This is a genomic window from Thauera sp. GDN1 (assembly GCF_029223545.1).
GTDB lineage: Bacteria > Pseudomonadota > Gammaproteobacteria > Burkholderiales > Rhodocyclaceae > Thauera.
Map to the genome: position 1 here is coordinate 179142 of NZ_CP097870.1, position 21681 is coordinate 200822.

At 72.0% G+C, this 21681-nt stretch carries 19 protein-coding genes; 13 read left to right on the forward strand and 6 right to left on the reverse strand.

Annotated features, from left to right (window positions below):
* Genes CKCBHOJB_RS00825 through CKCBHOJB_RS00835 form a run of 3 tightly spaced genes read left to right on the forward strand, consistent with a single transcriptional unit; the run spans nucleotide 1 to nucleotide 2461 of the window.
* On the forward strand, nucleotides 1–1410 hold the full coding sequence (locus CKCBHOJB_RS00825; RefSeq protein ID WP_281050186.1) for a lactate utilization protein B: 1410 nt from the start codon (nucleotides 1–3) through the stop codon (nucleotides 1408–1410).
* Complete coding sequence (locus CKCBHOJB_RS00830) at nucleotides 1407–2072, forward strand: LUD domain-containing protein (protein ID WP_281050187.1); 666 nt, start codon at nucleotides 1407–1409, stop codon at nucleotides 2070–2072. The genes CKCBHOJB_RS00825 and CKCBHOJB_RS00830 overlap by 4 nt, the downstream gene beginning before the upstream one ends.
* A 20-nt stretch (nucleotides 2073–2092) precedes the next feature.
* Nucleotides 2093–2461 (forward strand): hemerythrin domain-containing protein, encoded by a 369-nt coding sequence (locus CKCBHOJB_RS00835; RefSeq protein ID WP_281050188.1) that lies wholly within the window; start codon nucleotides 2093–2095, stop codon nucleotides 2459–2461.
* A gap of 26 nt (nucleotides 2462–2487) precedes the next feature.
* Here CKCBHOJB_RS00835 and CKCBHOJB_RS00840 read toward each other — a convergent pair whose 3' ends face one another.
* The gene (locus CKCBHOJB_RS00840; RefSeq protein ID WP_281050189.1) at nucleotides 2488–3381 is read right to left on the reverse strand and encodes a LysR family transcriptional regulator; all 894 of its coding nucleotides are present in this window, start codon (nucleotides 3379–3381) and stop codon (nucleotides 2488–2490) included.
* Between the two features lie 135 nt (nucleotides 3382–3516).
* On the opposite strand from CKCBHOJB_RS00840, the gene CKCBHOJB_RS00845 reads away from it, so the two are divergent.
* The 3 genes from CKCBHOJB_RS00845 (at nucleotide 3517) to CKCBHOJB_RS00855 (ending at nucleotide 6683) form a co-directional block, all read left to right on the forward strand.
* Nucleotides 3517–4704 (forward strand): acyl-CoA dehydrogenase, encoded by a 1188-nt coding sequence (locus tag CKCBHOJB_RS00845; RefSeq protein WP_281050190.1) that lies wholly within the window; start codon nucleotides 3517–3519, stop codon nucleotides 4702–4704.
* 16 nt (nucleotides 4705–4720) lie between these two features.
* Complete coding sequence (locus CKCBHOJB_RS00850) at nucleotides 4721–5944, forward strand: CaiB/BaiF CoA-transferase family protein (protein WP_281050191.1); 1224 nt, start codon at nucleotides 4721–4723, stop codon at nucleotides 5942–5944.
* Between the two features lie 130 nt (nucleotides 5945–6074).
* Nucleotides 6075–6683, forward strand: a complete 609-nt coding sequence (locus CKCBHOJB_RS00855) for a MarC family protein (protein ID WP_281050192.1) — start codon at nucleotides 6075–6077, stop codon at nucleotides 6681–6683.
* Between the two features lie 61 nt (nucleotides 6684–6744).
* On the opposite strand, the gene CKCBHOJB_RS00860 is transcribed toward CKCBHOJB_RS00855, so the two are convergent.
* Nucleotides 6745–7857, reverse strand: a complete 1113-nt coding sequence (locus tag CKCBHOJB_RS00860) for an NAD(P)/FAD-dependent oxidoreductase (RefSeq protein WP_281050193.1) — start codon at nucleotides 7855–7857, stop codon at nucleotides 6745–6747.
* A 359-nt stretch (nucleotides 7858–8216) separates the two neighbouring features.
* Between CKCBHOJB_RS00860 and CKCBHOJB_RS00865 the strand changes: the two genes are divergently transcribed.
* The 5 genes from CKCBHOJB_RS00865 (at nucleotide 8217) to CKCBHOJB_RS00885 (ending at nucleotide 14809) form a co-directional block, all read left to right on the forward strand.
* On the forward strand, nucleotides 8217–9167 hold the full coding sequence (locus CKCBHOJB_RS00865; protein ID WP_281050194.1) for a TAXI family TRAP transporter solute-binding subunit: 951 nt from the start codon (nucleotides 8217–8219) through the stop codon (nucleotides 9165–9167).
* Nucleotides 9168–9242: 75 nt separating this feature from the next.
* A complete protein-coding gene (locus CKCBHOJB_RS00870) occupies nucleotides 9243–11276 on the forward strand; it encodes a TRAP transporter permease (protein WP_281050195.1) in 2034 nt (677 codons plus the stop codon).
* Nucleotides 11276–11656 (forward strand): DUF1850 domain-containing protein, encoded by a 381-nt coding sequence (locus CKCBHOJB_RS00875; RefSeq protein ID WP_281050196.1) that lies wholly within the window; start codon nucleotides 11276–11278, stop codon nucleotides 11654–11656. The genes CKCBHOJB_RS00870 and CKCBHOJB_RS00875 overlap by 1 nt, the downstream gene beginning before the upstream one ends.
* 10 nt (nucleotides 11657–11666) lie before the next feature.
* Entirely contained in the window at nucleotides 11667–13472 is a 1806-nt protein-coding gene (locus CKCBHOJB_RS00880; RefSeq protein ID WP_281050197.1) for an ATP-binding protein, read from the forward strand.
* A complete protein-coding gene (locus CKCBHOJB_RS00885) occupies nucleotides 13469–14809 on the forward strand; it encodes a sigma-54 dependent transcriptional regulator (protein ID WP_281050198.1) in 1341 nt (446 codons plus the stop codon). Before CKCBHOJB_RS00880 ends, CKCBHOJB_RS00885 begins: the two co-directional genes overlap by 4 nt.
* Before the next feature lie 23 nt (nucleotides 14810–14832).
* Here CKCBHOJB_RS00885 and CKCBHOJB_RS00890 read toward each other — a convergent pair whose 3' ends face one another.
* Genes CKCBHOJB_RS00890 through CKCBHOJB_RS00900 form a run of 3 tightly spaced genes read right to left on the reverse strand, consistent with a single transcriptional unit; the run spans nucleotide 14833 to nucleotide 16711 of the window.
* The gene (locus tag CKCBHOJB_RS00890) at nucleotides 14833–15381 is read right to left on the reverse strand and encodes a chromate transporter (RefSeq protein WP_348634874.1); all 549 of its coding nucleotides are present in this window, start codon (nucleotides 15379–15381) and stop codon (nucleotides 14833–14835) included.
* The gene (locus tag CKCBHOJB_RS00895; protein ID WP_281050200.1) at nucleotides 15378–16001 is read right to left on the reverse strand and encodes a chromate transporter; all 624 of its coding nucleotides are present in this window, start codon (nucleotides 15999–16001) and stop codon (nucleotides 15378–15380) included. Before CKCBHOJB_RS00895 ends, CKCBHOJB_RS00890 begins: the two co-directional genes overlap by 4 nt.
* Entirely contained in the window at nucleotides 15998–16711 is a 714-nt protein-coding gene (locus CKCBHOJB_RS00900) for a 2'-5' RNA ligase family protein (RefSeq protein ID WP_281050201.1), read from the reverse strand. The genes CKCBHOJB_RS00895 and CKCBHOJB_RS00900 overlap by 4 nt, the downstream gene beginning before the upstream one ends.
* Nucleotides 16712–16825: 114 nt before the next feature.
* Here CKCBHOJB_RS00900 and CKCBHOJB_RS00905 point away from each other — a divergent pair, with 114 nt between their 5' ends.
* On the forward strand, nucleotides 16826–17731 hold the full coding sequence (locus tag CKCBHOJB_RS00905; RefSeq protein WP_281050202.1) for an alpha/beta hydrolase: 906 nt from the start codon (nucleotides 16826–16828) through the stop codon (nucleotides 17729–17731).
* Nucleotides 17728–18924: an FIST N-terminal domain-containing protein gene (locus tag CKCBHOJB_RS00910; protein WP_281050203.1), complete on the forward strand. Its 1197-nt coding sequence runs from the start codon at nucleotides 17728–17730 to the stop codon at nucleotides 18922–18924. The genes CKCBHOJB_RS00905 and CKCBHOJB_RS00910 overlap by 4 nt, the downstream gene beginning before the upstream one ends.
* Nucleotides 18925–18983: 59 nt before the next feature.
* Here CKCBHOJB_RS00910 and CKCBHOJB_RS00915 read toward each other — a convergent pair whose 3' ends face one another.
* Nucleotides 18984–21638 carry an EAL domain-containing protein gene (locus CKCBHOJB_RS00915; RefSeq protein ID WP_281050204.1) on the reverse strand — a complete coding sequence of 885 codons (2655 nt, stop codon included), beginning with the start codon at nucleotides 21636–21638 and terminating at the stop codon, nucleotides 18984–18986.
* Between the last annotated feature and the right edge of the window lie 43 nt (nucleotides 21639–21681).

Here is a 21681-nt window from a genome sequence, read left to right on the forward strand (position 1 = left end):
ATGGAGCAGGCCACGCTGTCGTTCAAGGCGCGCGCCGAACGCGCGCTGGCCGATCCGACGCTGAAGATCGCGATCGACCGCACCACCGGCACCGCCGAGCGCAAGCGTGCGCTGGCGATGACGCAGTTCCCGGAGTTCGAGGCCGCGCGCGACCGCGCCAAGCGCATCAAGGACCATGTCATCGCCAACCTCGAGCACTACCTGCTCGAGTTCGAGCGCAACGCCATCGCCTCCGGCGCCAAGGTGTACTGGGCCGCGACCGCCGACGAAGCCTCGCAGATCGTCGTGCGGCTGTGCAAGGAAGCGGGCGCGAAGCGCGTCACCCGGGTCAAGTCGATGCTGGGCGAGGAGATCGGCCTGCCGCATGCGCTCGACGAAGCCGGCATCGACCGCGTCGAGACCGACCTCGCCGAGCACATCGTGCAGCTCGGCGGCGACCGTCCCTCGCACATCGTGTGGCCGTCGATGCACCGCACCCGCGAGCAGGTCTCGGAGATGTTCAAGCGCCAGCACCGCGCGCCGCACCAGGAAGAGACCATCGAGGCGATGGTCGACAGCGCGCGCCGCGAGCTGCGCGACAAGTTCCTGTCCGCCGACGTCGCCATCTCGGGCGCCAACTTCCTGCTCGCCGACACCGGCGCCACCTGCACCGTCACCAACGAGGGCAACGCCGAGCTCACCACCACGCCGCCGCGGGTGCACATCGTCACCGCCGGCATCGAGAAGCTCGTCCCCAGCATGGGCCACGCGATCGCCATGCTGCGCGTGCTGGTGCGCTCGGCGACCGGGGCCGACGTCACCCAATACACCACCTTCCACTGCGGCCCGAAGCAGGCGGGCGACCGCGACGGCCCGGAGGAATTCCACATCGTGCTGGTCGACAACGGCCGCACCCGCATGCTGCGCGAGGGCATGAAGGAGATGCTGCGCTGCATCCGCTGCGGCGCGTGCATGAACCACTGCGTGGTGTTCCGCCAGCTCGGCGGCCACGTCTATGGCGGCACCTATCCCGGGCCGATGGGGGCGGTGCTGACCCCGGTGTTCGACGGCCTGGAGAAGTCACGCGACCTGCCGCACGCGTGCACGATGAACGGCAAGTGCCAGGAGGTGTGCCCGGTGGCCATTCCGCTACCGACCCTGCTGCGCGGCTGGCGCGACCGCTCCTGGCGCGAGGGCCTGGAGCCGGGCGTGGTCCGCTTCGGCCTCGGCGTGCACACCTTCTTCGCGCTGCGGCCGCGCCTGTACCGGCTGGCGACCGCGATGGCGATCCGCGTCATGCGCCTGTTCAGCCGCGGCGGCGTCGTGCGCGGCATGCCCGGGCTCGGCGCGTGGACCGCCTACCGCGAGTTCCCCGCACCGGCCAAGCGCAGTTTCATGGAGATGTACAAGGATCAGGAGGGCGGGCGATGAGCGCACGCGACAGCATTCTCGACGCGGTACGGACGGGCCTCGGCCACATCAGGACCGACCCGGCGGCGGCGCGGCGCGAGGCCGACGCCCTGCTGCAGGACCTCGACGCGATCCGGCCGCCCCTGCTCGCCGAGGATCTGGTGGACGCCTTCGTCGCCCGCCTCGTGACCCCCAAGGTCGCCGCGACCGCGGAACGCATCGCCGACGCGGCCGCGCTGCCGGCGGCGGTCGCGCGCTACCTCGAGGCGCGCGGGCTGCCGGCGGTCGTCGCCCTGCAGCCCGCTGCGGTGTTGCAGGCGCTCGACTGGTCGGGCTTCGAGCTCCACGACCGGGTGGCGCCGGACGAGACCATCGCGGTCGGCGCCGCGCGCTGGGGCATCGCCGAGACCGGCTCGCTCGTCTTCCATTCGGACGCCGAGACGCCGATCCTCGCCAACTTCCTGCCGCTCCATCACCTCGTCATGGTGCGGGCGGACGCCATCCTCGCCTATCTCGACGACTACGCCGCGGCCACCGCCGGCCAGCGTCCGCCGCGCAACGTCAACATCATCACCGGGGCGAGCGGCACCACCGACATCGAGGGCAGCCTGGTGCTCGGCGCCCATGGCCCGCGCTACCTGCACGTGGTGATCGTCGGCCGCCATCCGGGCGAGGCGGCCTAGTCTCCCGTTCAGGAGCCGCCATGAAACGCCATCCCCGTCTCGTCCAGTTGTCGCGCGAACACCACGTCGCCCTCCGTCTCGGCCGCCAGCTGCTCGCCGGCGGTGCCGCGGCCAAGCTGGGCGCCGAGCACGATGCGCTCGCCGCCCACTTCGCCGAGGAAGAGCGCGGCCTGCTGCCACTGCTCGAGGCGCACGGCCACGCCGCGCTGGCGCAGCGCCTGAACGCCGAGCACGCGCAGCTGCGGGACCTGTTTGTGGCGGCGCTGCAGGGTCGGCGCGAGGCCGAAGCCGGGCAGGCCCTGATCGACCACGTGCGCTTCGAGGAGCGCGAGCTGTTCCCGGTGGTCGAGACCCTGTTCGAGCAGCCGCCACCCGAAGCCAACTCGTGAGCGCGGCCTGCGTCCGCCGCAGACCCTCAGGCCTCCGCCTTCGCCGCCTCCACTAGCCACTCGCGGAAGCGCGTGAGCGCGGGGCGCTCGGCCTTGTGCTCGGGCACGATCAGGTAATAGGCGCGCGTGCTCGGGGAGCTGCGTGGGCAGGGGGTGATCAGCACGCCGGCGGCCAGCTCGTGCTGGATCAGGAAGGGCGGGATCAGCGCTACGCCCATGCGCTCGATCGCCGCCTGGGCGAGCATCGAGAACAGCTCCAGGCGCATGCCGGCCATGTCGCGCGCCGCCTCCACCCCCGCGGCCTCGAACCAATGCCGCCATGCATAGGGGCGGGTGGACTGCTGCAGCAGGGGCAGGCTCGCGATCTCGTCCGCACTCATCTGCGCGCGCACGCCCGGCAGCGCGGGGCTGCACACCGGTACCGGGTATTCGCGCATCAGGAAGTGGGCCTCGGTGCCGGGCCAGCCGGCGTCGCCGAAGTAGATCGCGGCGTCGAACTCGGTCTGGTCGAACAGGAAGGGGCGGGTCTGCGTGCTCATGTTCACCACCACTTCCGGATTCTGCGCCTGGAAACCGGCCAGCCGCGGCAGCAGCCAGCGCGTCGCGAAGGTCGGCACCACCGCCAGTTCGAGCACGCTTGCGGCGCCGTGGTGCGCCATCACCGCCAGCGTGTCGCGTTCGATCGCATCCAGGCGCGGGCCGATCTGGCGGCCGTAGCTCACCCCTGCCTCGGTGAGCTGCACGCCACGCCGGGTGCGGCGGAACAGCGCCACGCCGAGGAAGTCCTCCAGCCCGGCGATCTGGCGGCAGATCGCGCTCTGCGTCAGCGCCAGTTCGTCGGCGGCGCGGGTGAAGCTCTGGTGGCGCGCGGCGGCCTCGAAGGCGAGCAGGGCGGCAGTGCTGGGGATCTTCTTGCGCATCGAGTGCTGCCTCGGAGTTCCGGAAGCGCACAGGTTACTGCAGAAATATCGCTTGAGCGGCGGTCTCGGAGTTCATAGGATGCGATTCATGCGCAGGCCGTCGCCTGCGGAACCGATCGCGACAGGAGACACGACATGGCTTCGACGAAGGCTAGCTTCAACTGGGAAGATCCGCTGCTGCTCGACCTGCAGCTCACCGAGACCGAGCGCATGGTGCGCGACGCCGCGCGCGCCTACTGCCAGGACAAGCTGCTGCCGCGGGTGCAGGAGGCCTTCCGCCACGAGAAGACCGACCCCGCGATCTTCCGCGAGATGGGCGAACTCGGCCTGCTCGGCCCGACCATCCCCGAGCAGTACGGCGGCGCGGGCATGAACTACGTCTCCTACGGCCTGATCGCGCGCGAGGTCGAGCGCGTCGATTCCGGCTACCGCTCTATGATGAGCGTGCAGAGTTCGCTGGTGATGGTGCCGATCAACGAGTTCGGCACCGAGGCGCAGAAGCAGAAATACCTGCCCAGGCTCGCCAGCGGCGAATGGATCGGCTGCTTCGGCCTGACCGAACCGAACCACGGCTCCGACCCGGGCTCGATGATCACCCGCGCGCGCAGCGTGCCGGGCGGCTTCAGCCTGTCGGGCAGCAAGATGTGGATCAGCAACAGCCCGATCGCCGACGTGTTCGTGGTGTGGGCCAAGGACGACGAGGGCCAGATCCGCGGCTTCATCCTCGAGAAGGGCTGGAAGGGGCTGTCGGCACCCGCGATCCACGGCAAGGTCGGCCTGCGCGCCTCGATCACCGGCGAGATCGTCATGGACGAGGTCTTCGTGCCGGAAGAGAACGCCTTCCCCACCGTGCGCGGCCTCAAGGGCCCGTTCACCTGCCTCAACTCGGCGCGCTTCGGCATCGCCTGGGGCGCGCTCGGCGCCGCCGAGGCCTGCTACGAGACCGCGCGCCAGTACACGATGGACCGCATCCAGTTCGGCCGTCCGCTCGCCGCCAACCAGCTGGTGCAGAAGAAGCTCGCCGACATGCTGACCGAGATCACCCTCGGCCTGCAGGCGGTGCTGCGCGTGGGCCGCATGAAGGACGAGGGCATCGCGCCGGTCGAGATCACCTCGATCGTCAAGCGCAACTCCTGCGGCAAGGCGCTCGACATCGCCCGCACCGCGCGCGACATGCTCGGCGGCAACGGCATCTCGGACGAATACTGCGTCGCCCGCCACCTGGTGAACCTCGAGGTGGTGAACACCTACGAGGGCACCCACGACGTCCATGCCCTGATCCTCGGCCGCGCCATCACCGGCATCGCCGCGTTCAGCAACTGATCGCCCGGAGACCGCCATGGCCGGCGCCCTGTCGCACATCCGCGTCCTCGACCTCTCGCGCATCCTCGCCGGCCCCTGGGCCGGGCAGATGCTGGCCGACCTCGGCGCGGACGTCATCAAGGTCGAGCGCCCCGGCGCCGGCGACGACACCCGCGGCTGGGGGCCGCCCTGGCTCAAGGACGAGCACGGCGCCGACACCGAGGTGGCGGCGTACTACCTGTGCGCCAACCGCAACAAGCGCTCGATCACCATCGACATCACCCAGGCCGAGGGCCAGGCGCTGGTGCGCCGGCTCGCCGCCGAGTCGGACGTGGTGCTGGAGAACTTCAAGGTCGGCGGCCTCGCCCAGTACGGCCTCGACTACGACAGCCTGAAGGCGGTCAATCCGCGCCTGGTTTACTGCTCGATCACCGGCTTCGGCCAGGACGGGCCGTACGCGCCGCGCGCCGGCTACGACTTCCTGATCCAGGGCCTGGGCGGGCTGATGAGCCTCACCGGCCGGCCCGACGGCGAGGAGGGCGGCGGGCCGATGAAGGTGGGCGTGGCGCTCACCGACATCCTCACCGGGCTGTACGCCACCAACGCGGTGCTCGCCGCGCTCGCCTGGCGCGAGCAGAGCGGCGAGGGCCAGTACATCGACCTGGCGCTGCTCGACGTGCAGGTGGCCTGCCTCGCCAACCAGGCCGGCAACTACCTCGCCACCGGGCAGAGCCCGAAGCGGCTGGGCAACGCCCATCCCAACATCGTGCCCTACCAGGATTTCCCCACCGCCGACGGCTACATGATCCTCGCCATCGGCAACGACGGGCAGTTCGCGCGCTTCTGCGCGGCCGCCGGCGCACCGCAGCTCGCGGCCGACGAACGCTTCGCCACCAACCGCGCGCGCGTGCTCAATCGCACGACGCTGATCCCGCTGCTGAAGAAGCTCACCGTCGAGCGCACTACCGCGGCGTGGATCGCGACCCTGGAGGCGCTCGCCGTGCCCTGCGGCCCGATCAACACCCTGGCCGACGTGTTCGCCGATCCGCAGGTGCAGGCGCGCGGGCTGAAGGTGACGATGCCGCATCCGGTCGCCGGCCAGGTGCCGCTGGTGGCCAGTCCGATGAAGCTGTCGGCCACCCCGGTCGACTACCGCCTGCCGCCGCCGATGCTGGGCGAGCACACCGACGACATCCTCGCCGCCACCCTCGGTCTGGACGCGGCGGCGATCGCCCGCCTGCGTGCGGACGGGGTGGTCTGAGCCTGCGCCGATGCGCGTTCCCCCCACCCGGTTCGCATGCCGATTTGCGGCCGGCGGGCCTGGCGACGTAGTCTGAGCGACGCGAGACGACGGCGGGGCGTATCCTCCCGGCTCGACGGGAGGACAACGGATGGAATTCGCGAAAATCTTCATCACCCTGGCTGCGCTGATCAACCCCTTCGGCGCGATCCCGGCCTTCATCGGCCTGACTCAGGGCCAGTCGGCGCTCGAGCGCCGGCGCACCGCGCGCACCGCGGCGGTGGCGAGTTTCATCGTGATCGCGGTCACCGCGATCGCCGGCCAGTACCTGCTGGCCGGCTTCGGCATCACCGTGCCCTCGCTGCAGGTCGGCGGCGGCGTGCTGCTGTTCATCGTCGCGATCTCGATGTTCAACGCCCAGCCGGCGCCTAGCCGCAGCACGCCGGAGGAAGCCGACGAGGCCGCGGAGCGCGCCAACATCGCGGTGGTGCCGCTGACCATCCCGCTGCTCACCGGTCCGGGGGCGGTGAGCACGGTGATCATCTACGCCGACCAGGGCACGGGCACGGTGCTGATGCTGCTCGGCGCCGGCGTGCTGATGGGCGGCGTGGTGTGGCTGGCCTTCAGCCTGGCCGGGCCGATCAGCCGGCTCGCCGGGCGCACCGGGCTGAACATCATGACCCGGCTGATGGGCCTGGTGGTCGCGGCGCTGGCCGTCGAGTTCATCGCCGCGGGCATCCGCGCCTACGTGACGGCCTGAGCGGGGCAGGACGCGACCGAGGCCTTGCCGGCGGCCGCCCCGCATCGCGGCGGCTGCCTGTTCAGCGCGCGCCGTCGGCGACGATCGCCGCCACCTGCTCGCCGATCGCCAGCGCCGCGGTGAGGCCGGGCGACTCGATGCCGTACAGGTGCACCAGGCCCGGCGTGCCGTGCGCCGCCGGGCCGTCGATGCGGAAGTCGGCGTCGGCCTCGCCCGGGCCGACGATCTTCGGGCGCACGCCGGCATAGCCGGGCTGCAGCCGGGTGGCGTCGAGCGCCGGCCACCAGCGCCGGATCGCGCGGGCGAAGCCCTGCGCGCGCGCTGCATCCACCGTGTAGTCGGGGGCGGCGATCCACTCCACGTCGGGGCCGAACTTGGCCTGGCCGCCCAGGTCCAGGGTCAGGTGCACGCCCAGGCCGCCGGGTTCCGGGATCGGGTAGATCAGGCGCGAGAACGGCGCCCGGCCCGCATAGCCGAAATACACCCCGCGCGCGTAATGCGCCTGCGGCGCCTGCGCCGCGGCCGGGGCGCGGATCGCGCGGCCGAGCCCCGGGGCGTCCAGGCCGGCGGCGTTGATCACCCATTTCGCCTTGAGCTCGGCCGCGGCCTCGCCGCCTGTGCGCAGCACGATGCCGTCGGCCTCCGCCCGTCCATCCAGCACCGGGCTGGCGAGCGCGAGCATGGCGCCGTGGCGCTCGGCCTCGCCCAGCAGCGACAGCATCAGGCCGTGGCTGTCGACGATGCCGGTCGAGGGCGACAGCAGCGCGCTGTGGGCGGCGAGCGCCGGTTCGAGCGCGGCGAGTTCGTCGGCCTCGATCAGGCGCAGGTCATGCACGCCGTTGGCGCGCGCGCGTTCGGCGATCGCCTGCAGCGCCGGCGCCTGCGCCGCGGAACTGGCGACGACCAGCTTGCCGCAGCGCGCATGGCTCACGCCGTGTTCGACGCACCACGCGTACAGGCGCTGGCGGCCGTCCACGCACAGCCGCGCCTTGAGCGAACCGGGCGGGTAGTACAGCCCGGCGTGGATGACCTCGCTGTTGCGCGCGCTGATGCCGGTGCCGAAGGCGGTCTCGCGCTCGACGATCACGACCTCATGCCCGGCGCGGGCGAGGCTGTGCGCGCAGGCCAGGCCGACCACGCCGGCGCCGATCACCACGGTATCGACTGTTTCCATCTTTGCGAGCCGGCCCGGCGCGTGAGGGTACGCGGCTGCCGGCGGGAGTGAGGGGTTCCGGTTGTAGCAGATCGCCGGGCCGTCCGGGAAGGGGCGGCGGCCGCGCACGCAGGGACCTGCGCGAGCCAGCGCGGACGGGCTGTCGGCCAGCGTGCGGATTTCCGGACGAGGGTGGGCGATGCGTTCCGGGATGTCGCGCCGCCGGTGCTTGCCAGTCGCCGGCATGTGCCCGGGAAGGCCCGCAGGATCAGGGAAAACGCTGAGCACCAGGGTGGTGCGCAGGTGGCACGGCAGTTGCTAAAGTTCGTTGGTCCGCTGATGGGCAAATAATCAAGACTTATTAAGTGGAGGAGCGTTCGATGAAATCCCTGATCCGCAAATGCGCACTCGGCACCGCCTTCGTGGCGATGACCGGCGCGGCATCCGCCGCCACCTTCGTCAACGTGCTGACCGGCGGCACCAGCGGGGTGTATTACCCGCTCGGCGTCACCCTGTCGCAGGTCTATGGCGATATCATCCCCGACAGCAAGGTCCAGGTGCAGGCCACCAAGGCCTCGGCGGAGAACCTCAACCTGCTGCAGGCCGGCCGTGGCGAGATCGGCTTCTCGCTCGCCGACTCCGTCTCCGACGCCTGGAAGGGCAACGCCGACGCCGGCTTCACCAAGCCGCTCGACAAGCTGCGCGCGATCGCCTCGGTGTATCCGAACTACATCCAGATCGTCGCCCTGGCCGACGCCAACGTGAAGACGCTCGCCGACCTCAAGGGCAAGCGCATCTCGGTGGGCGCGCCGCGCTCGGGCACCGAGATCAACGCGCGCGCGATCCTCAAGGCCGCCGGCCTGTCGTACGAGGATTTCGCCAAGGTCGAGTACCTGCCCTTCGGCGAGTCGGTCGAGCTGATGAAGAACCGCCAGATCGACGTCACGCTGCAGTCGGCCGGCCTCGGCGTGGCGGCGCTGCGCGACCTGTCGGCCGCGGTCAAGGTGAACTTCGTCCCGGTGCCGGCCGAGGTCGTGGCCAAGGTCGGTGATCCGGCCTACCGTCCGGCGGTGGTGCCGGCCAGCACCTACGAGGGCCAGAGCGCCGAGGTGCCGACGGTGGCGATCAACAACCTGCTGGTGACCCACGCGAAGGTGTCCGACGAGGTCGCCTACCAGATGACCAAGGGCATCTTCGAGAACCTCGAGCGTCTGGGCAATTCGCACTCCGCCGGCCGCCAGATCAAGCTTGAGAAGGCCACCGACGGCCTGCCGATCCCGCTCCATCCGGGCGCGGAGAAGTTCTACCGCGAGAAGGGCCTGGTCAAGTAAGCCCTTCACCCCCTCGCCCGGGCGCGCCTTCGTCCGCCCGGGCGGCCCAGCCGCCGTCCCCGTTCCGGAACCGCCATGAGCTCCTCCGTCCATTCGCCTGCCGCCGAAGCCGGCAAGGGCATGCTGCGCGTCGTCTTCTACAGCGCGATCCTGTTCTCGGTCTTCCAGCTCGTCACTTCGGCCTTCAGCCCGCTGTCGAGCACCGTCGTGCGTGCGCTGCACGTCGGCTTCCTGCTGCTGCTGACCTTCCTGCTCCATCCCTGGCAGGGCGGGCAGGGGCGCACCAGCGTGCTGACCAAGGCGATCGGTTTCGGCGCGCTGCTGCTGTCGGGCTACCACTGGATCTACGAGGCCGACCTGGTGCAGCGCGCCGGCGAGCTGACGCAGGCCGACATGGTGGTCGGCGTGATCACGCTGGTGCTGGTGTTCGAGGCCGCGCGCCGCATCATGGGGCTGGCGCTGCCGATGATCTGCCTCGGCTTCCTCGCCTACGCCCTGTTCGGCGAGTACCTCCCGGGCGACCTCGCCCACCGCGGCTACGGCCTCGACCAGGTGGTGAGCCAGCTCGCCTTCGGCACCGAGGGCATCTACGGCACGCCGACCTATGTGTCCTCGTCCTACATCTTCCTGTTCATCCTGTTCGGCGCCTTCCTCGAGCAGGCGGGCATGATCGACCTGTTCACCAACTTCGCGCTCGGCACCGTCGGCCACACCAAGGGCGGTCCGGCCAAGGTCGCGGTGGTGTCCTCCGGCCTGATGGGCACGATCAACGGCTCGGGCGTGGCCAACGTCGTCACCACCGGCCAGTTCACCATCCCGCTGATGAAGAAGTTCGGCTACACGCCGGCCTTCGCCGGCGCGGTCGAGGCCACCAGCTCGATGGGCGGCCAGATCATGCCGCCGGTGATGGGCGCCGTGGCCTTCATCATGGCCGAGACGATCAACGTGCCCTACGTCGAGATCGCCAAGGCCGCGGCCATCCCGGCCCTGCTGTACTTCTTCACCGTGTTCTGGATGGTGCATCTGGAGGCCGGGCGTGCCGGCCTGAAGGGGCTGCCGAAGTCCGAGTGCCCCGACCCGTGGGTGGCGATCCGCGAACGCTGGTACCTGCTGCTGCCGCTGGCCGGGCTGGTGTACCTGCTGTTCGCCGGCTTCACGCCGATGTTCGCCGGCATGGTCGGCCTCGCGCTGACCGTGGTGCTGCTGTTCGGCAGCGCGCTCGCGCGCCATCTCAACGGCACCTCGCTGCGCCTGCTGTTCTGGATCGCGCTCGGCCTGGCGTGCTCGGCCTTCGCCAAGGTCGGCATCATCGCGGTGGTGGCGGTCGTTGCCGTGCTCGCGGTGCTGCTGGCGCCGCGCGCCGACGGCCGCAGCACGCTGCGCCTGGCGGTGAAGGCGCTGGTCGAGGGCGCGCTGCACGCGCTGCCGGTGGGCGTGGCGTGCGCGCTGGTGGGCGTCATCATCGGCTCGCTGACCCTGACCGGCGGTGCCACCGCCTTCGCCGGCTACATCATCCAGATCGGCGACGACAGCCTGTTCGTGTCGCTGCTGCTGACCATGCTCACCTGCCTGGTGCTCGGCATGGGCATCCCGACCATCCCCAACTACATCATCACCAGCTCGATCGCCGCACCCGCGCTGCTCGAGCTCGGCGTGCCGCTGATCGTCTCGCACATGTTCGTGTTCTATTTCGGGATCATGGCCGACCTCACCCCGCCGGTCGCGCTCGCCGCCTTCGCCGCGGCGCCGATCGCCAAGGAGAGCGGGCTCAAGATCGGCGTGCGCGCGGTGCAGATCGCCATCGCCGGCTTCGTCGTGCCCTACATGGCGGTGTATGCGCCCGAGCTGATGCTGCAGGGGGACAAGGGCGTGGCCGCGACCCTGTACGTGGTGTTCAAGGCCCTGCTCGCGGTGACGCTGTGGGGCACCGCGGTGGTCGGCCACTTCCGCTCGCCGATGAACCCGCTCGAGCGCGTGCTCGCCTTCGTCGCCGCGTCGATGCTGGTGATCGCGCTGCCGATCACCGACGAGATCGGCTTCGGCCTCGCCGCGCTGGTCATGGGCTGGCACATCTGGCGCTCGCGCAACGTGCAGGCGCTCACCGTCTGATGGCACTCTGCCTTGCCACCGCCCTCGCCACGGCGACCGTCGCCGCCAGCAGCTTCACGCTGGCGTGGACGCATTCGATCGAGCGTGTGCGCTGGGAGGAGGCGTGGCGGGTGGAGGGCCGGGAGCTGGTGCTCGACACCGTGCGCGTGCGCGGCCACGGCGCCGGCATGGAGCCGGCCGCGGGCGCGGTGCTGCGTGACGGGGCGTGGACCTGGCATCCGCGCACCCGCCATGCGCTGCTGCGCCTGACGCGCTCGGAGCACACCGCCGACTACGAGTGGTGCGAGGCCGGCCGGCCATGCGTGCCGCTGTCCGCGCTGCTGCCTTCCGACGGCGGCGTCACCGAGCTGCGCGTGTGTCCCACGGCGGTGGCGCACTGAGCGCGACACGATGAACCGCGAATCGCGCCGTCCCGTGCTTCGCGCCCTGCGCGTGCTGGTGCCGCTCGCGCTCGCCGTCGCCCTGCTGTGGGCGGTGCACGCGTGGCGGCTCGCCGCCGGCGTCGACGACATCGCGCGTCACGCCGGCCAGCGCCTCGCCCTGCTGTCGGCCAGCCTCGATGCCGAGCTGCTGCGCTTCGAGAGCCTGCCTGCGGTGCTCGCCCGCCATCCGGTGCTGCCGGCGCTGCTCGCCGATCCCGACGATGCCGGCCTGCGCGCGCAGGCAAACGCCCTGCTCGAGGACGTCAATGCGCGCACCGGCGCGGCCATGCTGTACCTGATCGGCCCCGACGGCGACACGCTGGCGGCGAGCAACTGGCGGCGCGCGGATTCCTTCGTCGGCGAGAACTACGCCTTCCGCCCTTATTTCCGCGCCGCGCTCGCAGGCGGCGCGGGCAAGTTCTTCGCCGTCGGCGCCACCACCCGCGTGCCCGGCTTCTTCATCGCCCATCCGGTGCGCAATGCGGCAGCGGTGGCCGGGGTGCTCGCGGTCAAGGTCGAGCTCACCCAGCTCGAACGCACCTGGGCCGAGAGCGGCGAATCGGTGATGGTGGTGGATCGCCACGGCGTGGTGGCGCTGTCCTCGAATCCGGCGTGGAAGTTCGGGGCGCTGTCGGCGCTTTCCGCCGCCTCGCGTGCCGAACTGGTGCAGACGCGGCAGTACGACACCGAGGCCCTGGCCCCATTGCCGCTGGTCTGGCACGAGGCGGGGCGGGCGACGATCGGCGACCGCGAGTTCGTGGTCGGCAGCCGCGCCCTCGACTGGCTGGACTGGCGCATGCTGATGCTGCTCGACACCACGCCGGCCCATGCCGCCGCGGTGTGGTCCGCCACCGGCGCCGGCCTGCTGCTGTGCGTGGTCGCCGCGGTGGCGCTGTACTGGGCGCAGCGCGCGCGCCGGCTGCGCGAGCGCCTTGGCGCCCAAGCCGCGCTCGAGCGTACGGTGGCCGAGCGCACCGCCGATCTCGCGGCGAGCAACCGCCGCCTGCAGCAGGAGGTCGTCGAGCGCGTGGCCGCCGAGCACAAGCTGCGCGGCGCCCAGCGCGCGCTGATCGAGGCTAACCGCCTCGCCGCGCTCGGCCAGATGGCGGCCGGCGTGGCCCACGAGATCAACCAGCCGCTGGCGGCGATGCGCAGCTTCGCCGGCAACGCCCTGACCTTCCTCGAGCGCGGCCGGCTGGAGCCGCTCAAGGACAATCTCGGCCAGATCATCGGCCTGGTCGAGCGCATGGCGCGGCTCACCGCCCAGCTCAAGGTCTTCGCCTCGCGCCGCCGCGGTGCGGGCGGCCAGGCGCCGGCGGCGCAGTCGATGCAGGTGGTGGCGGGCTGGTTCCGCGAGCGCCTGGCGGCGGCCGGCGTCGAGCTGACGTTCGACGACGCCGGGCTCAGCCTGCCGCTGCCCCCCGAGGCCCTCGAGCAGGTGCTGTCCAACCTCGTCGGCAATGCGCTCGATGCGCTCGCCGGCCGCGGCGCGGGGCGCATCGAGCTGCGCACCTGCGCACGCGACGGCCTGCTCTGCCTCGAGGTCGCCGACGACGGCCCGGGCATCGCGCCCGAGCTGCGCGCGCGTATCCTGCAGCCCTTCTACTCGACCAAGCCGCTCGGCCACGGGCTGGGCCTGGGCCTGTCGATCGTCGCCGACCTCGTCGAATCCGCCGGCGGGCGGCTGGAGATCACCGAGCGCCCGGGCGGCGGCGCGCTGGTGCGCGCGTGCTGGCCGGCGGCATCCGAATCCGAAGAAGCGCAGGAAACATGAGCCACGACACCATCCACGTCCTCTATGTCGAGGACGACGACGCGGTCCGCGCCGCGGGCTGCCAGACCTTCGCGCTCGCCGACATCGGCGTGCGCGACTTCGATCGCGCCGAGCCGGTGCTCGCCGAACTCGGCACGGGGCGGCCGGTGGTGCTGGTCACCGACGTGCGCCTGCCCGGGCTCGACGGCATCGGCCTGCTGCGCCGCGCGCGCGAGATCGACCCCGACCTGCCGGTGATCCTGGTCACCGGCCACGGCGACGTGGCGATGGCGGTGGAGGCGATGCGCGCCGGCGCCTACGACTTCATCGAAAAGCCCTTCGCCCCCGAGCACCTGGTCGAGGTCGTCGGGCGCGCGATCGAGAAGCGCCGCCTGGTGCTGGAGAACCGCGCGCTGCGCGCGCGCCTGGCGCGGGCCGACGGCGGCGACGGCCTGATCGGCGACAGCGCGGCGATGGCCGGGGTGCGGCGGCTGATCGCCGAGCTCGCCGACACCGACGTCGACGTGCTGATCGAGGGCGAGACCGGTACCGGCAAGGAATGCGTGGCGCGCGCGCTGCACGCCGGCGGGCGGCGGCGCGGCGGCCATTTCGTCGCCATCAACTGCGCCGCGCTGCCCGAGAGCGTGTTCGAGAGCGAGATGTTCGGCGTCGAGCCCGGCGCCTACACCGGCGCCACCCGCAGCCGCGCGGGCAAGATCGAGCACGCCGACGGCGGCACCCTGTTCCTCGACGAGATCGAGGGCATGGCCCTGCCGCTGCAGGCCAAGCTGCTGCGCGTGCTGCAGGAGCGCGTGGTCGAGCGTCTGGGCTCCAACCGCCTGCTGCCGGTGGACTGCCGGGTGGTGGCCGCCACCAAGCTCGACCTCAAGGCCGAGGCGGAGGCCGGGCGCTTCCGTGCCGACCTCTACTGGCGGCTCAACGTGGTGACGATCCCGCTGCCGCCGCTGCGCGCGCGCCGCGAGGACATCCCGCTGCTGTTCAACGCCTTCTGCCTGCAGGCCGCGGAGCGCTTCCGCCGTCCGTTGCCCGAGCGTACCCCGGCGCTGTTCGAGTGGCTGATGGCGCAGGACTGGCCGGGCAACGTGCGCGAGCTGCAGCACGTCGCCGACCGCTTCGTGCTCGGGGTGTGGCGGCCGGGGGCGGAGATCGCCGCCGAGGCCGGCGCCGGCATGGCGCAGCGCGTCGCCGCCTTCGAGCAGGTGCTGATCGACAACGCCCTGCGCGAATGCGGCGGCGACGTCGGTGCGGCTGCCGAGCGCCTGCAAGTGCCGCGCAAGACCTTGTACGACAAGATCGCCCGTTTCGGCATCGCCATCGGCGCCTACCGCGCGTCCTAGGGTCGCGGCGGGAGGGTCGCGGTCTACACGAACCCGGCCGCGCCCAGCGCCGCGCCGACCGCGATCATCCACATCGGCGCCAGCTTCGTCTTCAGCGTTACCAGCGCGGTCAGCGCGATCAGCAGCAGCGCGCCGCCGCGCTGCGCCGGGTCGGCGAGGAAGGGCAGCGCGAGCAGCCAGCCGGTGGCGAAGGTCAGGCCGACGGTGACCGGCGCCAGGCCGGCGGTGAAGGCGCGTACCAGCGGCGTGTCGCGGCGCGTGGCGCCCCAGCGGCTGACGCCGAGCGAGAGCAGCGTCGACGGCAGCAGGATGCCGAGCAGGGCGGCGGCGGCGCCCGCCAGGCCCGCGACCTGGAAGCCGAGCACCGGCACGAACAGCACGTTGGGCCCGGGCGCGGCCTGGGCGAGGGCGATCGCGGTGGTGAAGTCGGCCTCGCCCAGCCAGCCGCGCTCGACCACCAGGTAGCGGTGCATCTCGGGCGCGGTGGACATCGCGCCACCGATCGACAGCAGCGACAGCATCAGGAAGCGCAGGAAGAGCTCGAGCAGGTCGGCCGCGGGCAGCGTGCTCAGCATGACTCGTCCTCCTTACGCGAGCGGGCCTTGCGCGCATCGAGCAGCGCGATGCGCCAGCGCGCCAGGCCCCAGCCGCCGAGGCCGAGGCCGATCACCACCCAGGCCAGCGGTACCCGGAACACCGCGATCGCGGCCAGCGTCAGCAGCCCGAGCGCGGTGCACAGCGCGGGGCCGAGCACGTTGCCGCGCAGGGTGGCGAGCATCTTCAGCGCCATCGCCAGGATCAGCCCGGCGGCGACCGCACCCATGCCGCGCAGCGCGCCGGCCACCGCCGGATACTGCGCCAGCTGCCGGTAGCTCGCGGCCAGCGCCAGCACCACCAGCATCGGCGCCAGCAGCATGCCGCCGATCGCGGCGAACGCGCCGCGCCAGCCGAAGTAGCGGTCGCCGATCATCAGCGACAGGTTGACCACGTTGGGTCCGGGCAGCAGCTGCGCCACCGCGTACAGCTCGACGAACTCCGCCCGGCTGAGCCAGTTGCGGCGGTCGACCAGCTCGCGCTGCGCCACCGCGAGCACGCCGCCGAAGCCCTGCAGCGCGAGCAGGCTGAAGGCGATGAAGACGGCCAACGGCGAGGCCGGGCGATCCGTGGCGGTGGCCGGAGGGGGCGTGTTCATGGCGTTTCCGCGTGCAGGGCCTGATCGAGCACGGATGCCGCGCTGCGCCAGCGCAACTCGCGCTCGGCGAGTTCGTAGTCGGCGAGCGTGAACAGCGCGCCGCCGATGTCGGCCGCCGCGTAGCCCATCAGGCTCAGGCGGGTGATGCGGCAGGGGAGCCGGGGCGCGGCGGCGAGGGCCTGGAAGCGGCGGGCGACCTCGGCGGTGGGCCAGACGTCGGCATACAGGCCGACGGTGACGTGCGGCACGTAGTCGCCCTGCGGGTGGGGGGCGTCGGCGTGCAGGCAGCGCCGGATGGTCGCGAGCGCGCCGCCGGCGTCGTGCACGCTGAGGAAGGGCGCGGACGAGAAGCTTTCCAGCCCGCCGATCTCGAGCGCGAAGGGGGCGGGTGCGGCGGCCTGCAGCGCGGCGAGCTGGGCGGCGATCAGGCGCTGGTCGAATTCGTCCGTGGCCGTGCTCGGCCCGGTCGCCGGGAAGCCGCACAGCGCCAGCGTGACGTGGGGCTGGCGCCGGTAGCCGTCGAGCAGCAGGCCGTCGAGCGCGCGCTGCGCCGCGGCCAGGCGCGCGCGCAGCGGCGGCGTGTCCACGTCGAGCGCCCACAGCAGGTAGTGCGGGCGGCCGCGATGCCATTCGTGGAAATCGCGGCGCTCGTTGCGCAGGGTGCGGACTTCGGCGAGAAAGCGTCGGCGCAGCAGGGCGGAGTCGGTCATGCGGCAGGGCGCCAGGCGGACGGAGGCAGTCGGGAGAAGGTGGAGGGGAGGCGGCGGAGCGTTGCCGGCAGCTAGAATGAAGGTGTGATTGTCACGTAAAAAGCCGCTGCCCGCATGTCCGCCCAGACCGCCTCCGCCCCTGTCCACAAACCCTCCTTGACCGAGCAGCTGCCGGTGTGCGGCCTGAGCTACACCGTGCGCCGCTGGGGGCCGGCCGATGCGCCGGCGCTGTTCCTGCTGCACGGCTGGATGGATTCCTCGCCCACCTTCCAGTTCGTCGTCGACGCGCTGCGCGGCGACTGGCAGGTGATCGCCCCCGATTGGCGCGGTTTCGGCGGCAGCACCTGGTTCGGCCATCCCTACTGGTTCCCCGACTACTACGCCGACCTCGAGGTGCTGCTCGACCATTACGCCCCGCATGGGCCGGTGCGCCTGGTCGGCCACAGCATGGGGGCGGCGGTGGCCGGGGTCTATGCCGGGCTGCGTCCCGAACGCGTCTCGCACCTGGTGATGATGGATTTCCTCGGCCTCAAGCCACCGGCCGAGGCGGACTCGCCCATGCTGCTGCGCAAGTGGCTGGACGCCCAGGCCACGCCGCCCCGCCTTCCCACACACGCCGACCACGCCGCCTTCGCGCGCCGGCTGCGCACGGTGAACCCCCGCCTGACGCCGGCGCGCGCCGACTTCCTCGCCCGCCACGTCGGCCGCGTCGGCGCCGACGGCCGGGTGGAGATGGCCTGCGATCCCTGGCACAAGGTGCCCTCGCCCTTCGTCTATCGCATCGAGGACGTGATGGCGTGCTGGCGCCAGGTGCGGGCGCCGACGCTGATGTTGTTCGCCGAGCACGGCTACGTGAACGAGCGCTTCGGCGACGATGCGCACGCGCTGCAGCGCCGGCTGGACTGCTTCGTCGAGCGGCGCGTGGTGACGATCGCCGATGCCGGCCACAACCTGCAGCACGACCAGCCCGAGCAGGTGGCGGCCGCGCTGGAGGATTTCCTGCGCACGGGGGCGGCATGAACCCGATCCGCTTCGCCGCCGCCCACGCCGCCCACCGCGACTGGCGGGTGGCGCTGCACCGTGCGCTCGACGACATGCTGCACGACGCACGCGTCGCCACCGCCCATGCCGCCGGCAGCGGCGAGGTGCCGGCGGAGTACACGCTCGGCCTGTGCTACCTGACCGACGCCTTCGCCGACGAGGCCGAGGCGATCCTCGCCGAGCTCCGGCACCGCCTGCCGGGCGTGCACTGGGTGGGCACGGTGGGCGTCGGCGTTGCCGCCACCGGTGCCGAGCATTTCGACCAGCCCGCGCTCGCGCTGATGCTGGCGCCGCTGCCGCGCGGCGCGTTCCGCGTGTTCTCCGGCCGCCAGCCGCTGCGCGCCGACAGCGAGGACTTCCATCCCCATGCCGCGCTGGTGCATGCCGACGGGCGCACCCCCGACCTGCAGGAGCTGCTGCCGGAGCTGGCCGCGCGCACCGCCAGCGGCTACCTGTTCGGCGGCCTCAGCGCCTCGCGCGGGCGCAGCGTGCAGATCGCCGACGCGGTGTTCGACGGCGGCGGGCTGTCGGGCGTCGCCTTCTCCGCCGAGGTCGGCATCCTGTCGCGCGTCACCCAGGGCTGCCAGCCGATCGGGCCGCGGCGCATCGTCAGCCGTGCGCAGGACAACATCGTCGTCACGCTCGACGGCCTGCCCGCGCTCGACTGCGCGCTCGAAGACCTCGGCCTGCCGCCGGACATGGCGCTGGAGCCGCTGGCCGAGGCGCTGTCGAGCACGCTGGTCGGGCTGCATCCGGGCGAGGACTTCGACATCGTCGCGCCTGCGGCTTTCGGCGCCGACATGCTGGTGCGCAACATCATCGGCCTCGATCCGCGCGCCGGCGTGGTGGCGATCGGCGATACGGTCGACCAGGGCGCGTGGCTGATCTTCTGCCGCCGCGACCCCGAGGCCGCGCTCGCCGACCTGCGCCGCATCGCACGCGAGATCCGCGACGAGCTGGCAGCGAGCGGCGGCGTGGCGCTCGGCGCGGTGTATGTGAGCTGCTCCGGCCGCGGCGGCGCCCATTTCGGCCGGCCGGCGGCCGAGCTCGCGACCATCCGCGACGTGATCGGCGACGTGCCGCTGGTCGGCTTCTTCGCCGGCGGCGAGATCGCGCACAGCCGGCTGTACGGCTACACCGGCGTGCTGACCGTGTTCGCCGCGCCGCGCTGAGCGGCCGCGGCGGTGCCCGCGCCGAGGCGCCGCGCGCGTTCCGGTCGAAGGGTGCGCGCTCAGCCGAGGCGGGCGCGGATCGCGTCGGCCGGCACCGGGCGGCCGAGCAGGTAGCCCTGGTATTCGTCGCAGTGCGCGGCGCTCAGATGGCGGAGCTGGTCCTCGGTCTCCACGCCCTCGGCGATCACGGCCAGCCCCAGGTTGCGCGCCATGGCGAGGATGGTGGCGACGATCGCGGTGTCGTCATGGTCGGCCGGTACGCCCTCGACGAAGCTGCGGTCGATCTTGAGGCGGTCCACCGGCAGGCGCTTGAGGTAGCTCAGCGAGGAATAGCCGGTGCCGAAATCGTCGATCGCCAGCGTGACGCCGAGCCCCTTGAGTTTGCGCAGGGTGTCGATGCAGTGGTCGACGCGCTTGAGGATGTGCCCCTCGGTGATCTCGAGCTCGAGCAGCCGCGGCGACAGGCCGGAGCGGTCGAGCGCATCGCGCACCGCGTCCACCAGGCCGTCGGTGGAGATCTGCTGGCCCGACAGGTTCACCGCCACGCGCACCGGCCGGCCCTCGCGCTCCCAGGCGCGCGCCTGGGCGCAGGCGGTGTTCAGCACCCATTCCCCGATCGGGCGGATGAGGCCGATCTCCTCGGCGAGCGGGATGAAGCGGTCCGGCATGATCGTGCCGCGCCCGGGGTGCTCCCAGCGCACCAGCGCCTCCACGCCGACGAGCGCACCGCTGCGGCAGGCGGCCTGCGGCTGGTAGAGCAGGCGCAGCTCGCCGCGCTCGACGGCGTGGCGCAGGCCGTGTTCGAGCTCGAAGCGCTCGCGACTGCGGCTGGCCTGTTCGCGGGTGTGGAAGCGGAAGGTGTTGCGACCGGCGTCCTTGGCGCGGTACATCGCCGAGTCCGCACAGCGCACCAGGGCTTCGATGGTGTCGCCGTCCTGCGGGAACAGGCTGATGCCGATGCTGCCGCCGATGAAGAGCTCGTGTCCGTCCAGTAGCACCGGCTGCTGCATCGCCTGCAGCAGCTTGCGCGCGACGCGCTCGGCGTCCTCGGGGCCGGCGAGGCCCTCGACCAGCACGACGAACTCGTCGCCGCCGAGGCGGGCGAGCGTGTCGCCTTCGCGCAGTACCGTGTGCAGGCGCTGGGCGACCGCCTGCAGCAGACGGTCGCCCAGCGGGTGCCCGAGGGTGTCGTTGACGTACTTGAAGCGATCGAGGTCGATGAACAGCAGCGCCAGGGGCTGGCCGCTGCGGCGCGCACGATCCATCGCCACGCCGAGGCGGTCGTTGAGCAGGGTGCGATTGGGCAGATTGGTGAGCGCGTCGTGGTGGGCGAGGTGGCGGATGCGTTCCTCGGCCACGCGCTGCGCGCTGATGTCGCTGAACATGCCGATGTAGTGACGGACGCCGCCGTCGGCGGCGCGCACCGCGGTGATGCTCTGCCAGGCCGGAAAGCGTCCGCCGTCGGCACGCAACAGCTCGCCTTCCCCCTGCCACTCGCCGCTGCGCCCGATGCCGGCGCGGATCTCGGCGCCGATCCGGTCGGCCTGCTCCGGGCCGTGGAGTGCTTCGCAGAAGCTGCGTCCGCGCAGGGTGGCGAGCGGAAAGCCGGTCATCGTGGTGCACGCGCGGTTGGCATCGACGATGCGGTGCGCGGTGTCCATGATCACGATGCCTTGCGGGCTGCCCTCGAACACGCTGGCGGCGAGACGCTGCTTCTCGCTGAGTTCGAGCAGGTGCCGCGACTGCTCCAGCGCGCGCTGCGTGAGCGGTCGCATGGCGCGCGCGGTGAGCAGCGCACCGAGCAGCACCAGCGCGGCGATGGTGGCGAGCGGAAACAGCAGCTGGGTGCGGACCGGCTGGGCGAACTCGCCCGCCGGCGTGACCAGCGCATAGACCCAGCCCGGCGCTTCCTCGAGCTCGAGCGCGAAGACGACGTGCTCGCCCGCCGCGCCGTCGCGGCGCACCCGCCCCGGCTCACCCTCCAGCGCGAGGCGCATCGATGCCGGGAGCGCGGCAACCGAGGGCAGGATCGCGACCGTCCCCGCCTGCGCCAGCCACGCCATCGCGATGCCGGTGGGCTGGTGGTGGAGCACCTGGCTCGCTGCGGGGTAGGCCGTCCGCACCGGGTCCATCGACAGCATGTCCTCCAGCGGCTGGAGGTCGAAGGCGAGCACGTCGCTGCCGATCCACTCGCCCTCGCGCGACAGGATCGGTGCGCCGACCAGCAGGTGATGCCCATGCTCGGTGGCGAAGGGGCCGACGAAGCGTACGCCGCTGCTGCCGTTGGCGGGCAATGCCGCGGACGCCCGTGGCAGGGGCAGGCCGAGCTCGAGCACCGGCTTGCCATCGCGATCGAAGCGCACCATGCCGGCAATCTGGCCTGCATGGTCGAGGGCATCGCGGATGCGCGGCGCGCAAAAGTCCACCAGCTCGACGAGGTCGATTTCCCGGCGATTGTAGGCTTCGAGCTTGTCGCGCACCGCGCTGCGGCTGGCGATCTGGCGTGCGATGTCGGCACTCTTGGCGAGGAACTGTCCCGCCGCGCGCGCCTCGCCGCGCGCGGCGTCGGCGAGCGCACGTTCGGCGAGCGCGTGCGCATGGCGGTACATCGGCACCGCGGTCGCGAGCGCGACGAGGAGGCCGGTCAGCAGGATGCCGATGAGGGCGAAGGACTGAATCCGCTGCTGCAGGCGCGCGCTCTGGGCGAGGGGCATGCGTATGACTCTGGGTTCTTCTGGAGGACCCTCATGCTGCCAC

Bases quoted from the DNA above. Each gene is read 5' to 3' on its own strand.
- CKCBHOJB_RS00900 (WP_281050201.1), bottom strand. From the start codon at position 16,711: ATGACCGACTCCGCCCTGCTGCGCCGACGCTTTCTCGCCGAAGTCCGC.
- CKCBHOJB_RS00825 (WP_281050186.1), top strand. From the start codon at position 1: ATGGAGCAGGCCACGCTGTCGTTCAAGGCGCGCGCCGAACGCGCGCTG.
- CKCBHOJB_RS00830 (WP_281050187.1), top strand. From the start codon at position 1,407: ATGAGCGCACGCGACAGCATTCTCGACGCGGTACGGACGGGCCTCGGC.
- CKCBHOJB_RS00885 (WP_281050198.1), top strand. From the start codon at position 13,469: ATGAGCCACGACACCATCCACGTCCTCTATGTCGAGGACGACGACGCG.
- CKCBHOJB_RS00835 (WP_281050188.1), top strand. From the start codon at position 2,093: ATGAAACGCCATCCCCGTCTCGTCCAGTTGTCGCGCGAACACCACGTC.
- CKCBHOJB_RS00840 (WP_281050189.1), bottom strand. From the start codon at position 3,381: ATGCGCAAGAAGATCCCCAGCACTGCCGCCCTGCTCGCCTTCGAGGCC.
- CKCBHOJB_RS00850 (WP_281050191.1), top strand. From the start codon at position 4,721: ATGGCCGGCGCCCTGTCGCACATCCGCGTCCTCGACCTCTCGCGCATC.
- CKCBHOJB_RS00905 (WP_281050202.1), top strand. From the start codon at position 16,826: ATGTCCGCCCAGACCGCCTCCGCCCCTGTCCACAAACCCTCCTTGACC.
- CKCBHOJB_RS00860 (WP_281050193.1), bottom strand. From the start codon at position 7,857: ATGGAAACAGTCGATACCGTGGTGATCGGCGCCGGCGTGGTCGGCCTG.
- CKCBHOJB_RS00895 (WP_281050200.1), bottom strand. From the start codon at position 16,001: ATGAACACGCCCCCTCCGGCCACCGCCACGGATCGCCCGGCCTCGCCG.
- CKCBHOJB_RS00845 (WP_281050190.1), top strand. From the start codon at position 3,517: ATGGCTTCGACGAAGGCTAGCTTCAACTGGGAAGATCCGCTGCTGCTC.
- CKCBHOJB_RS00875 (WP_281050196.1), top strand. From the start codon at position 11,276: ATGGCACTCTGCCTTGCCACCGCCCTCGCCACGGCGACCGTCGCCGCC.
- CKCBHOJB_RS00870 (WP_281050195.1), top strand. From the start codon at position 9,243: ATGAGCTCCTCCGTCCATTCGCCTGCCGCCGAAGCCGGCAAGGGCATG.
- CKCBHOJB_RS00915 (WP_281050204.1), bottom strand. From the start codon at position 21,638: ATGCCCCTCGCCCAGAGCGCGCGCCTGCAGCAGCGGATTCAGTCCTTC.
- CKCBHOJB_RS00910 (WP_281050203.1), top strand. From the start codon at position 17,728: ATGAACCCGATCCGCTTCGCCGCCGCCCACGCCGCCCACCGCGACTGG.
- CKCBHOJB_RS00855 (WP_281050192.1), top strand. From the start codon at position 6,075: ATGGAATTCGCGAAAATCTTCATCACCCTGGCTGCGCTGATCAACCCC.
- CKCBHOJB_RS00880 (WP_281050197.1), top strand. From the start codon at position 11,667: ATGAACCGCGAATCGCGCCGTCCCGTGCTTCGCGCCCTGCGCGTGCTG.
- CKCBHOJB_RS00865 (WP_281050194.1), top strand. From the start codon at position 8,217: ATGAAATCCCTGATCCGCAAATGCGCACTCGGCACCGCCTTCGTGGCG.